The sequence below is a fragment of the Saccharopolyspora erythraea genome (assembly GCF_018141105.1).
GTDB lineage: Bacteria > Actinomycetota > Actinomycetes > Mycobacteriales > Pseudonocardiaceae > Saccharopolyspora_D > Saccharopolyspora_D erythraea_A.
Genome location: NZ_CP054839.1, coordinates 3,722,582 through 3,734,138, shown reverse-complemented (window position 1 = coordinate 3,734,138; position 11,557 = coordinate 3,722,582). Strand labels below are relative to the sequence as shown.

Here is an 11,557-nt window from a genome sequence, read left to right as displayed (position 1 = left end):
CGATCTTCGAAGCGGCGTAACCGCTTGGCCCACCCCCGCAGCCAAGGTTCCGCCACCGGAACCGCTGCGCGATCCGAGTTCAAGACCGCCTCTCAGAAGTGGTAGACGTCGACGACGTGGTGGATGTAGTCGTTCTTCAGCACCACGGTCTTGCGGCGGATCAGCGGCGCCTCGCCGGAGAAGTCGATCGTGTAGAACGAGGTTCCGTAGTAGGGGTCTACGGTCTTGTACCGGAAGTACATGGTGTGCCAGTTGAACCGCACGTCCACCAGGTCGCCCCGGCGTTCGATGACCTCGACGTTGCTGATGTTGTGGCTGGTTCGCGGTTCGGGGATGGACGTGGCGCTGGAGCGCTCGGTGCGGATGCGGAAGACCCGGTCCTCCAGGCCGCCCTTGTTGGGGTAGTAGACCAACGAGATGTCGGTCTGCGGGTTCTCGGTCAGCAGGTCGTCGTCGCCCCAGGACGGCATCCAGTAGACGACGTCGTCGGCGTAGCAGTCGAGCCACTTCTCGAACTCGCGGTCGTCGAGGTAGCGGGCCTCGCGGTAGAGGAACTGCTCGATGTCGTTCTGGGTGATGCTGCTGGTCGCGGCGTCGGCGGTGGCGGTCATCGCGGTACTCCTCACGCGTTGTCGGGGACGAGGGCTTCGGCGTCCTGGCCGGACCGGCGCTCCTCCCGGTCGACCGCCTCTCGCATGGTCTGCAGCCAGTAGCCGTGCTGCACCGGGTAGAGGCCCTCGTCCTCGTTCTTCTGCCCGGCCGAGAGCACGTCGTGCATGCCGAGCGACTCGGCCACCTCGTCCGGCCCGCTCAGCCAGTGCCGCGCACCGCGGCTCATGTCGTTCCAGGGTGCTGCGCCCGCGCGGAAGGTGAGCTGACAGGAGCGGAACTCCTCGAGGTCGTCCGGGGTGGCCATGCCCGAGGCGTTGAAGAAGTCCTCGTACTGCCGGATCCGGTGCGCCCGCGCCGCCGCGCTCTCGCCCTTCGGGGCGATGCAGTAGATGGTCACCTCGGTCTTGTCCGGCGCGATCGGGCGGAAGTGCCGGATCTGCGTGCTGAACTGGTCCATCAGGTACACGTTGGGGTACAGGCAGAGGTTGCGGGAGCCCTTCACCATGAACTCGCCCTTGGCCTCGCCGAACTCGCGCCTGAGCTCGTCCATCTGGTTCCACAGTGGACGGTCCTGCGGGTTCGCCGCCCACGTCCACAGGCACAGGTGCCCGCGGGGGAACGACCAGTAGCCGCCGCCGGACTTGCCCCAGCCGCCCGCGTCGAGGGCCTTGGTGTCGTTCTTGGACTCGCCCGTGCCGCGTCGCGCGGTGGTGGCCGCGTAGTTCCAGTGCGTGGCGGTGACGTGGTAGCCGTCGGCACCGTTCTCGGCCTGCACCTTCCAGTTCCCGTCGTAGGTGTAGGTCGATGCGCCGCGCACCACCTCCAGGCCCTCCGGGGACTGGTCGACGAGCATGTCGATGACCTTGGTGGTGTCGCCGAGGTGCTCGCCCAGGCTCGGCACGTCCGGGTTCAGGCTGGCGAACAGGAAACCGCGGTAGCCGTCGAACCGGGCGACCCTGGTCATGTCGTGCGAGCCGGCGGTGTCGAACGAGTCCGGATACCCGGCGCCGTCGGGGTCCTTGACCTTGAGCAGCTTGCCGTCGTTGCGGAACGTCCAGCCGTGGAACGGGCACGTGAGGGTCAGCCGGTTGTCGGTCTTGCGGCGGCAGACCATCGCGCCGCGGTGCGCGCAGGCGTTGATCAGGCAGTGCAGCTCGCCGTCGCGGTCCCGGGTGACGACCACCGGCTGACGTCCCATGTAGGTCGTGAAGTAGTCACCCGGATTCGGGATCTGGCTCTCGTGCGCGAGGTAGATCCAGTTGCCCTCGAAGATGTGCTTCATCTCCAGCTCGAAGATCTCCTCGTCGGTGAAGATCCGGCGGTTCGCCCGGTGCACGCCTGCGTCGCGGTCATCGACCACGGCGTCGGCGAGGACGGCCCGGAGATGGTCCAGCGTCTCGGTCATGGGTCCTCCAACGGCCTCGATCGGCTCTGATCGGCCTGGCGGCGGCACGTGGCCGCCCGGCATGACCGCAGACCATGGCAGCAGGTGGCGGCGGTCACACCAGGCGAATGCCTAGTCCTGACCCAGGGTGTAATTAATCGATGTCATTTATCAATCACGCGAAAACAGCTCCTTGTCCTGACTCAATTCCGGTGCCTACCGTGCATTCAGCGAGGGCACCGGCACGTCGGCGTGGAGCTGGAGGGAGGTCCGACGATGGAACTGCGACACCTGCGCTACTTCACCGCGGTGGCCGAGACCTGCCACTTCGGCCGGGCCGCCGAGCGGCTGCACGTGGCGCAACCCGCCCTCTCGCACGCCATCCGGCAGTTGGAGGCCGAGCTCGGCGCACCCCTGTTCACCCGCACCACGCGCCAGGTGCGGCTCACGCCGGCAGGCGAGTTCCTCCTCGGCGAGGCGCGGCGGGTGCTGGGCGCGGTCGACGACAGCGTGCGGGGCGTGCGCCGCATCGCCGACGGCCGTGGCGGCCTGCTCCGGGTCGGCTTCACCGGTACCGCGGCGTTCTCCCAGCTGCCCCGGATCGCCCGCGTGGTCAGGCGTGAGCTGCCCGGCGTCGCGCTGGAGATCCACCCGGACCTGCTCACCCCGGCCCAGTGCGACGGGTTGCGCGACGGCGACCTCGACCTCGGCGTGCTGCGCCCGCCGTCCCGGGGCGACGGCATCGAGCTGCACACGATCGAGGTGGAACCGCTGATCCTGGCCGTGCCCGCCGACCACCGGCTCGCGGTCGAACCGGAGCTGTCGGTGGCCGACCTCAGAGCCGAGGACTTCATCGTCTACGCGGGCAAGGACTCGGTGGTCAACGACGCGGTGCTGCGCAGCTGCCAGGCGGCGGGCTTCAGCCCGCACCGCGAGCACGAGGCGGCGGGCACCGCCGTGCTGCTCGCGCTCGTCGCAGGCGGCCTCGGCGTCGCGGTCCTGCCCGCGTCGGCCCGCGCGCTGCCGCTGGCCGGTGTCGTGTTCCGCGACCTGGCCGACGCCGGCAGCGTCGAGCTCGCACTCGCCTGGCGGCGCGACGACGACTCCGCACTCCTGCGGTCGGTCCTCGAAGTCCTCGAGACCGCCCTGCCCGCCGAACCGCACCCCAGCGAGGTCTGACGTTGAAGATCACCAGTATCGAGGCGATCCCCTTCGCCATCCCCTACCGCAAGCCGCTCCGGTTCGCCTCGGGCGAGGTGCACGCCGCCGAGCACGTGCTCGTCCGGGTGCACACCGACGACGGGATCGTGGGGGTGGCCGAGGCGCCGCCCCGGCCGTTCACCTACGGCGAGACCCAGGCCGGGGTGGTCGCGGTGATCGAGAAGATCTTCGCGCCCCAGGTCGTGGGCCTGAGCCTGCTCGAACGCGAGACCGCCGCGGCCCGGCTGGGCCGCACCGTGGGCAACCCGGCGGCCAAGGCCGCGATCGACATGGCCGTGTGGGACGCGCTGGGCCGCACCCTGGACGTGCAGGTCACCGAACTTCTCGGCGGCTACACCGACCGGATGCGCGTCTCGCACATGCTCGGCTTCGACGAGCCCGCCGCCATGGTGGCCGAGGCGGAGCGGATGCGCGCCCGGCACGGCATCACCACGTTCAAGGTGAAGGTCGGACGCCGCCCGGTCGCCCTGGACACCGCGGTGGTGCGGGCCCTGCGCGACGGGCTCGGCGACGACGTCGAGCTCTACGTCGACGGCAACCGCGGCTGGACCGCCTCGGAGTCGGCGGTGGCGATGAAGGAGATGGCCGACCTCGGCCTGCTCTTCGCCGAGGAGCTGTGCCCGGCGGACGACGTGCTGGGACGGCGCTGGCTGGTGTCCCAGCTCGACGTGCCGTTCATCGCCGACGAGTCCGCCGTCACCCCGGCCGACGTGACGCGGGAGGTGCTGGCCGGCTCGGCGACCGCGGTCAGCGTCAAGACCGCGCGCACCGGCTTCACGCACTCGCAGCGCGTGCACCACCTCGCCGAGGGCCTGGGCCTGGAAGTCGTGATGGGCAACCAGATCGACGGCCAGCTGGGATCGGTCTGCACGGTCGCGTTCGGGGCGGCCTACCGGCTCACGTCCCGCCGCGCGGGCGAGCTGTCCAACTTCCTCGACATGAGCGACGACCTGCTCACCGAACCACTGGACATCCGCAACGGCGAGCTGGCCATCCGCCCGGGCGCCGGCCTCGGGGTCGAGATCGACCCCGCGAAGCTCCGGCACTACCGCCAGGACACCTGACCCGCACGAAAAAGGAACCGAGGAGGACCCCATGTCCACCACCCACGACGCACCCACCGCGGCCGCCTCCGGCGCAAACGCCACCGAGCGGTTCAAGTCCGACAAGACCTCGGGCGCCGCCGCCACGCCGTCCGAGCGCGTGGACCTGCTGGCCCGCGAGGTGCTGGAGGCGGTCCACACGACCATCCGCGAGCACAAGGTCACCTACGACGAGTTCAACGCACTGAAGGCGTGGCTGATCAGCGTCGGTGAGGACGGCGAGTGGCCGCTGTTCCTGGACGTGTGGGTCGAGCACGTCGTCGAGGAGGTCGCCACCGAGCACCGGGAGGGCAACAAGGGCACCATCGAGGGCCCCTACTACGTGCCCGGCGCACCGGAGCGGGGCGCGCGCGGCGCGGTGCCGATGCGCGACGGCGAACCCGGCACGCCGCTGGTCTGGAGCGGCCGTGTCACCTCGACCGACGGCAGCGCCCTCGGGCAGGCGTCGATCGAGCTGTGGCACGCCGACGCCCACGGCCTGTACTCGCAGTTCGCCCCAGGCATCCCGGAGTGGAACCTGCGCGGCACGTTCTCGGCGGACTCCGACGGCTCCTTCCAGATCACCACCGTCCGGCCCGCGCCCTACCAGATCCCGACCGACGGCGCGTGCGGCAAGCTGATCGCCGCCGCGGGCTGGCACGCATGGCGCCCGGCGCACCTGCACGTCAAGGTGTCCGCGCCGGGGCACGAGCAGCTCACCGCGCAGCTGTACTTCCTGGGAGACCAGCACAACGACGACGACATCGCCTCCGCGGTCAAGCCGGAACTGGTGCTCGCGCCGAAGCCCGCGGACGACGGCCGCAGCGAAACCGTGTCCTACGACTTCGTGCTCGACCCGGTGCGGAACTGACGAACTCGGTCCCCTGATTGGAGACTCACCCATGCTGTTCCACGTCCGGATGGATGTGCACCTCCCCCACGACCTCGACCCCGACATCCGCGCCGACACCGTGGCCCGCGAGAAGGCCTACAGCCAGCGGTTGCAGCGCGCCGGGAAGTGGCCGCACCTGTGGCGCATCGCGGGTGAGTACTCCAACATCTCGGTCTTCGACGTCGAGTCGACCGACGAGCTGCACGAGCTGCTCTCGGCCCTGCCGCTGTTCCCGCACATGACGATCAAGGTCACGCCGCTGGCCACCCACCCCTCCAAGGTCACCGACGTACCCACCTGAGGCGCGGAAGTCGGCGCCCGGCCGGAAGCCGCTGCTCTACCCGGAGCGCTGCTTGCGCGCGTACATGTCGCGGTCGGCGCCTGCCAGCAGGTCGCGGGAGGCGGCCGAGGCGCTGCGGGTGGTCGCCAGTCCCACGCTGGCGGCCAGGTCGATGCGATGACCACCAGCGGTGGCGGTCCGGTTCAGCCGGTCGGTGATCCGGGCGTGCAGCGCCTCGGCCTCGCTGTCGTCGGCGACGCTGGCGAGCACGACGAACTCGTCACCCCCGGTGCGGGCCACGGTGTCGCTGGGGCGCACGCTGCCCTGCAGCTCGCGCGCCGCGGCCTGCAGGACCTGGTCACCGGCCTGGTGCCCGTAGCCGTCGTTGATCTCCTTGAACCGGTCGAGGTCGACCAGGAACACCGAGAGCACGCCTCCCCGTTCGCCGAGCTCGGCGAGCTCGTGCTGGAACCGGTCGATGAGCAGGGCGCGGTTGGCCAGGCCGGTCAGCGGGTCGTGCAACGCCATGCGCGTCAGCTCGGCCAGGCGTTCCTCGCTCACCCGCCCGTCGTCTCCAAGCGCCTCGTACTGCCCGACCATGTAGACCGGCCGCTCCTGGACCCCGCGCACCACGCTGACGCGGGCCAGCATCCAGAACGGGTGCCCGTCGTGGTGGCGCAGGCAGACGTCCACGCTGCCGGTGTCGGCGCGGCCCTCCCGGAGCTCGGCGTTCAGCTCCTCCACCTGCCTCCGGTAACCGTGGTAGATCAGGTCGATCACGCGTCGTCCCACCAGCTCCTCGCGGGGATAGCCGACCATCTCGCAGAACCTGCCGTTGACCTCCACGAAGTGCGTCCGCATGTCCAGCAGCGCCATGCCGATCGGGGCGTGGGCGAGGGTGCGCCGCCAGAGCAGCTCGGACTCCTTGCGCGCGGTGATCTCCTGGATCTGGCACAGCAGGAACACGGGGCGGCCGTCGCGGTGCCGGATGAGGGAGCTGGTCACCAGCACCCAGATGACCGTGCCGTCGGCACGCACGAGGCGCTTCTCCACCTCCGCGGACCGCTGGGATCCGGCCAGCATGCGCTCGATCGCCTGCCGGTCCAGCATCGGGTCGCCCGGGTGGGTGACATCGCGCGGAGCGCGGCGCAGCAGGTGCTCGGCGTCGTAGCCGAGCAGGCGGCACAGAGCCGGGTTGACGTAGACCAGACGGCCCTGCAGATCGACGATCGACACGGGGCCCGCCGCCTGGTGCAGAACGGTTCGCCACGGGACTTCGGCGGCCAGCGTGGAACTCTCCATCGGCTACCTGCAAACAGTAGTGCTCGTGCCCTTCCATCCCCGGGTACCCGCTACCGGCGAGTACACGCCGGTGCCGCCTGTGAGTCTTCGCGCTGCCATGGCGACCCGGAAGACTCGCACCACGTACCCGCGCAGGCCGTTTCACCCGCGACCACACCGGGTACGCCCCGAGGAACGCGCATCGGAGGTGGGTCTTTTCGTGCCTGACACGGCGGTGTTCGACATCGACGGGACGCTGGTGGACTCGAACTACCAGCACGCGCTGGCCTGGTTCCGCGCCTTCCGCCGGTTCGACCTGACCATGCCCGTGTGGCGCCTGCACCGGGCCATCGGCATGGGCGGCGACCAGTTCGTGCAGCACGTCGCCGGGGCGCGGGCCGAACGCGAACACGGCGACGACCTCCGCAAGGCGCACGGGGATGAGTTCGACCAGCTGGTCGACGAGGTCCGACCCCTCGAAGGGGCACGAGACCTGCTCGAGGAGATCCGGCGCCGGGGCTTCCGGCTGGCGCTGGCAACCTCGGCCGAACGCGCCCACGCAGAACACTTCCTCGACCTCCTCGGCGGCAGCACCATCACCGACGACTGGGTGACCTCCGCGGAAGTCCAGCGGACGAAACCCGCGCCCGACCTCATAGACGCCGCCATGCAAGCCGTCGACGGCCGCAACGCGGTCTTCGTCGGCGACTCGGCGTGGGACTGCTACGCCGCGCGCCGCCTCGGCATCCCCACCCTGGGCGTTCGCACCGGCGGATGGGCCGAAGCCGAACTGTTCGACGCCGGCGCCGTCGCCGTGTACGACTCCCTACCGCAGCTGCGATCCGCACTGGACCACACCCCTCTCGCGGCAGCCGACTGACGGGTGGTCCGAGCGATGAGGCCGCCGGAGCGCGCAGCACTGCTCATCCGGCGCACGGGCGCTTGTGGTCGGCGTCCGGGAACATCTGCTTCTCCTGCTCGGTGAACTCGCGATCGGCGAACCGGCACGGTCGCGGAGCCACATCTCGGGATCGAGCGGGATCGGCGCCGCAGCCGGGTCCGCGATCACGGTCTCCTCGAACTGGTCGAGCACCAGCACCGCGCCCGCGCCAACGTCCGGGATCTCGTCGTCATGAGTCCTCGACGACCCCGTTCCACTCCAGGGTGACGTTGAAGTTCGCCTCGCCCGCGGACTTCGCCACCGCCAGGCTCGCCTCACCGGTGACCTTGATGCCGAACTGCACGTTGACCTTCGACGGCGGCTGCTCCATCGCCCGCAGCTCGCCGAGCACGGCCTCGGCCGCCGAGCGGATGCTGCCCATGGCCTTCTGCACCGTCTCCGACGCCTGCACGACCCTGCCGCCCGCGCCGACCGGGATGGCACCGTGGCCATCGGCCGACTCGACGAGGATCTCGCCGCCGTCCTCCAACGGCATGCTGACCAGCTGTGCCATTTCTGCGCTCCCGTGCTCGGGAAATGGGGACCTGATCGCAGGGCGAGGTGTTCACCTGCGTCGCTCGCGGTCTCCTCAAATCGCTCCTGAAGAGCGCGTCCGGCGCAGCGGGCCGCCGACCACATCCGGCGGGCGGGCGATTCCCCGGCTGGTGCTGGTCGGCGGACTCCCGGACACCTGCCGACGTTCAGGCAGTGCGCTCCAGCGTGAGGATCGAGGGAACCCGTTCGGGGCGGGCGAGCCGCAACAGCTCGTACCCGACACCCGCGGCACCGCCCAGCAGCCCGGGAGAGAGCACGTCTCCCGCGTCCGTTTCGGCAATCCGGCCATCGGAGTTCCTCGCCCAGGTCGCCGCATCGGCACCGATGCGCATCGCCGCGTCCCGCCAGTCCTGGCGACCGGTCACCCGTGCGCCTTGCAGCAGTGCCTCCGCCACGCCGAGATCACCGTGGCAGAGGGTGTAGCGGCGGCCGAGCTCGGCGCTCAGGCAGGACCCCACCGCCTCTTCCAGGTCCCGGACGAGATTCGCGCGCTCGTTCTTGCGCAGCACCGCGGCGCGAGCCAGGGCCAGTCCCGCGGCACCGTTGCACCACGTCGGCCACTTCACGGCCGCCGGACCGCAGGCACGCTCCCACTCGCAGGCACGATCGAACACGGCACGGCATCGGTCCACCAACTCCGGCCAGCACCCGAGGTCGTGCGCGACATCGGCGAACTCGTGCAACGCATAGGCGATTCCCGACGTGCCGTGGGCGAACCCCGTCGTCGAACGCTTCTCGCCGTCGAGGTCCCACACGCATCCGTCCGAGTCGCCGCGCACATCTCGCAGCAGCCGCTGAACGTGCCGTGCGGCCGTAGCCGCAGCGCGGTGCCGGAGCGGGTTTCCCTGGTCAGCGGCGACGCGGGAGAGCACCAGCACGATCCCGGCTGCTCCGGTCAGCAGGTCCAGCCCTTCGACCTCGTCTCCGAGCTGGTCGAGCACGGCCTCGGCCCGGGTGCGAAGCCGCTGGTCACCGCTGTGGTGGCCGAACAGCCGCGTGACGTGCAGGTCGCCTGCGAGTCCGATCAAGGCACCTCGGTTGCCCTCGTGCAGTTCGGCGGGATCACTGCCGATCCAGCTCTCCCACAGCTTCTCCCGCACCCGCACGACTTCGGAGGTGCCACCGGTCTCCCGGCAGAGCGTGTCGAGGAAGAGCAGGACGCCCGCGGTGCCGAGATACAGCGAACCCCCGGCCGGAAGGACCTTCCACCGCTCGTTCTCGTCCAGGGTCACGCTCAGCCACGAATGCCCGTCGCAGCTCATCCGCGCGATCCACTCCGCGAGCGCCGTGGCCCCCGCCACCAGGTGCGACTCACCGCCCGGTGCGTCGTCGCGGCGGGCATGGTGCTCCACCTTCCCCGCCGAGTGCGCGCGCCGGCCGTGCGCGTTGAGCTTCCCGCAGTACACGGCGGCCTCTGCCGCCCATCCCAGCGCTTCGTCTCCGACCGCGAGCCGGCTTGCCCGCTCGCGGAAGTGGTCGATGGGGGAGGCCGCGTAGAAGTCCTCGATCACGCTGCCGTCGCATCCGATCAGGTCGCGCCGGTCCGCGTGGACCTCGAAGTACGGGATGTCGCCGCGGAGCAGAGCCGCCCGCTCAGCGGCGTAGACGGTGCGCTGGTGCACCGCATCGGCGTGCACCGGTTCCTGGAGCAGGCATTCGAAAGCGCCCTCGGCGAGGAAGGCGTTGTGCAGGACCGCCGGATGCCGCAACGCCTGGATGACCTGGACGTACTCGGCGGTGGGACGCAACAGGACCCGTACCGGTGTCCCCGAGAGCAGCGATTCGACCGCCGGGTCGGCCGCGAGGTCACCGGCGATCCGGGCGAGCGCGGCGGAGGTCCCGGCCATGCCCGAGAGGAACTGCCGGTCGTGTTCGTACGGGTCGACATCCACGCCGTCGTCCCGTCTGGGAAGGCTCGCCGCGGCGGGAAGTCGCACGACGCGGGTGGTCGCGCGCATGTCACCGGTGCCGGGGAACGCCCAGCCGGGCGCCCGCCACTCGGCTCCTCCGGCTCCGCCGCCGAAGGCCGAGATGTCGCGCACGTGGTCGACGTCGAGCGTCGCGTCGACGGGCAGCACACCCGTCGACATCGGTGACTCGCGAAGGATTTCCGGGCGCGTCCGCCCGGTTGCCCCGTTCACGGGTGAGAGCAGCGTCTCGCAGTCGACCAGGAAGGGCCTGCCGCCCGAGGCCACGATGTTCGCCGAGTGCAGGTCTGTGGCACCGAGCAGCCACACCACCGCTTGCAGCTCGCCCAGCCGCCGGTAGTGGTCGGCGACGTCATCCGCGGTGCGGCAGGGCTTGGGGTCGATCCACTCGGTCCAGCCGTATTCCCCCTGGTCGATCACCTCGGGCAGGAACACCTCGGCGGACACGCCGTATCGCTCTTCGAGCACGCACAGCAGGTCGCGCAGCACCCGCATCGCGCGCAACGACCGTGGTTTGTAGGCGACGGCCCCTTCCTCGAAGACCACTCGGGCGACCCCGCGGCCGCCGTTGTGCGCGTCGCCGAGCCCGGTCTCCACCCACGTGACCGTGAGCCGGTCAGCGCCCAGCAGCCCGGCGAGCGCGTCGTGGTCGCGGTCCAGGCGGAGCGCGAACTCAACCGCCGCGGCCGCCCAGTTGCGCAGCCGGACGCGCAGGAACCGGGTCAGCAGCGGGTAGCGGGCGAAGAAAGCCAAGCGGCTGCCCGAATCCGCGCATACAGCGGCCAGATGATGCGCGAACCAGTTCAGCTCGGACGGCGCCTCACCGGCGAGCCGCTGCGCGGCCCGCATGTCCACGACGAACGCGCCGACCACCGTCTGCAGCAGGGATGGCGGTGGCCTGCGGAGCCATTCCCGGCAGGCAACGCGCGCCATGTCGGCGGACCGGACTCCCGGATGCCGGGCGACCTCCCGCAAGGCGTGCTCGCGCGCGGCTTCGACGAGCGGGGCGATGACGTCGTGGACCGCGCTTTCCCAGTCCTCAGCATCGTGTTCGGCGGTCCGCTTCCATGCCCGCAGCACGTCGTCGAGCTCGCCGAGCACCTCGGCGAGCGGATGTCCTGGGCCGATGCGCCGCTCTCCCACGAGACGACGCAACTCGGCCCCTGACCGGCCGTCGAGCGAAGCGGGCACCGCCGCGGTGAGCCCGTCATCGGCGTGCCAGAAGGCCATCGCCGCGTCGAACCTCTTCAGGACCTCGGGCCGGGCCGGACCCCCGGGCGGAAGATCCAGGTACTCGCCGAGCGTGAGTGCGTCCTCGCCGAGCGTGAGTGCGTCCTCGCCGATCATCGGTGCCTCCACCCGAGTTGGTGCGGTGGATGGCC

General features: G+C 70.5%; 10 protein-coding genes. 5 read left to right on the top strand and 5 right to left on the bottom strand.

The genetic code is table 11. The features are described from left to right. Positions 1–92: 92 nt before the first annotated feature. Positions 93–611 (bottom strand): benzoate 1,2-dioxygenase small subunit, encoded by a 519-nt coding sequence (benB, locus tag HUO13_RS17145; RefSeq protein ID WP_211902314.1) that lies wholly within the window; start codon positions 609–611, stop codon positions 93–95. A gap of 11 nt (positions 612–622) precedes the next feature. Then, complete coding sequence (gene benA, locus HUO13_RS17140; RefSeq protein ID WP_211902313.1) at positions 623–2,017, bottom strand: benzoate 1,2-dioxygenase large subunit; 1,395 nt, start codon at positions 2,015–2,017, stop codon at positions 623–625. Positions 2,018–2,272: 255 nt separating this feature from the next. Here benA and HUO13_RS17135 point away from each other — a divergent pair, with 255 nt between their 5' ends. Genes HUO13_RS17135 through catC form a run of 4 tightly spaced genes read left to right on the top strand, consistent with a single transcriptional unit; the run spans position 2,273 to position 5,492 of the window. Further along, on the top strand, positions 2,273–3,175 hold the full coding sequence (locus HUO13_RS17135) for a LysR substrate-binding domain-containing protein (RefSeq protein ID WP_211902312.1): 903 nt from the start codon (positions 2,273–2,275) through the stop codon (positions 3,173–3,175). A 2-nt stretch (positions 3,176–3,177) separates the two neighbouring features. Next, on the top strand, positions 3,178–4,281 hold the full coding sequence (locus tag HUO13_RS17130; RefSeq protein ID WP_211902311.1) for a mandelate racemase/muconate lactonizing enzyme family protein: 1,104 nt from the start codon (positions 3,178–3,180) through the stop codon (positions 4,279–4,281). 31 nt (positions 4,282–4,312) lie between these two features. Continuing rightward, on the top strand, positions 4,313–5,170 hold the full coding sequence (gene catA / locus HUO13_RS17125) for a catechol 1,2-dioxygenase (RefSeq protein ID WP_211902310.1): 858 nt from the start codon (positions 4,313–4,315) through the stop codon (positions 5,168–5,170). 31 nt (positions 5,171–5,201) lie between these two features. Then, positions 5,202–5,492: a muconolactone Delta-isomerase gene (gene catC / locus HUO13_RS17120; protein WP_211902309.1), complete on the top strand. Its 291-nt coding sequence runs from the start codon at positions 5,202–5,204 to the stop codon at positions 5,490–5,492. Positions 5,493–5,528: 36 nt separating this feature from the next. Here the strand turns inward: catC and HUO13_RS17115 are convergent, their stop codons facing one another. Then, positions 5,529–6,773, bottom strand: coding sequence for a sensor domain-containing diguanylate cyclase (locus HUO13_RS17115; RefSeq protein ID WP_211902308.1), 1,245 nt, complete (start codon positions 6,771–6,773; stop codon positions 5,529–5,531). Between the two features lie 199 nt (positions 6,774–6,972). Between HUO13_RS17115 and HUO13_RS17110 the strand changes: the two genes are divergently transcribed. Continuing rightward, positions 6,973–7,632, top strand: a complete 660-nt coding sequence (locus tag HUO13_RS17110) for an HAD family hydrolase (protein ID WP_211902307.1) — start codon at positions 6,973–6,975, stop codon at positions 7,630–7,632. Positions 7,633–7,882: 250 nt separating this feature from the next. Here HUO13_RS17110 and HUO13_RS17105 read toward each other — a convergent pair whose 3' ends face one another. Together HUO13_RS17105 and HUO13_RS17100 are read right to left on the bottom strand one after the other, a co-directional pair. Beyond that, complete coding sequence (locus HUO13_RS17105; RefSeq protein ID WP_211902306.1) at positions 7,883–8,206, bottom strand: CU044_2847 family protein; 324 nt, start codon at positions 8,204–8,206, stop codon at positions 7,883–7,885. A gap of 187 nt (positions 8,207–8,393) precedes the next feature. Further along, positions 8,394–11,522, bottom strand: a complete 3,129-nt coding sequence (locus tag HUO13_RS17100) for a type 2 lanthipeptide synthetase LanM family protein (RefSeq protein WP_211902305.1) — start codon at positions 11,520–11,522, stop codon at positions 8,394–8,396. Between the last annotated feature and the right edge of the window lie 35 nt (positions 11,523–11,557).

Excerpts from the sequence above, each read along its gene's own strand:
- benB (WP_211902314.1), bottom strand. The coding sequence starts at position 611 with ATGACCGCCACCGCCGACGCCGCGACCAGCAGCATCACCCAGAACGAC.
- HUO13_RS17100 (WP_211902305.1), bottom strand. The coding sequence starts at position 11,522 with ATGATCGGCGAGGACGCACTCACGCTCGGCGAGGACGCACTCACGCTC.
- benA (WP_211902313.1), bottom strand. The coding sequence starts at position 2,017 with ATGACCGAGACGCTGGACCATCTCCGGGCCGTCCTCGCCGACGCCGTG.
- catC (WP_211902309.1), top strand. The coding sequence starts at position 5,202 with ATGCTGTTCCACGTCCGGATGGATGTGCACCTCCCCCACGACCTCGAC.
- HUO13_RS17135 (WP_211902312.1), top strand. The coding sequence starts at position 2,273 with ATGGAACTGCGACACCTGCGCTACTTCACCGCGGTGGCCGAGACCTGC.
- HUO13_RS17105 (WP_211902306.1), bottom strand. The coding sequence starts at position 8,206 with ATGGCACAGCTGGTCAGCATGCCGTTGGAGGACGGCGGCGAGATCCTC.
- catA (WP_211902310.1), top strand. The coding sequence starts at position 4,313 with ATGTCCACCACCCACGACGCACCCACCGCGGCCGCCTCCGGCGCAAAC.
- HUO13_RS17115 (WP_211902308.1), bottom strand. The coding sequence starts at position 6,773 with ATGGAGAGTTCCACGCTGGCCGCCGAAGTCCCGTGGCGAACCGTTCTG.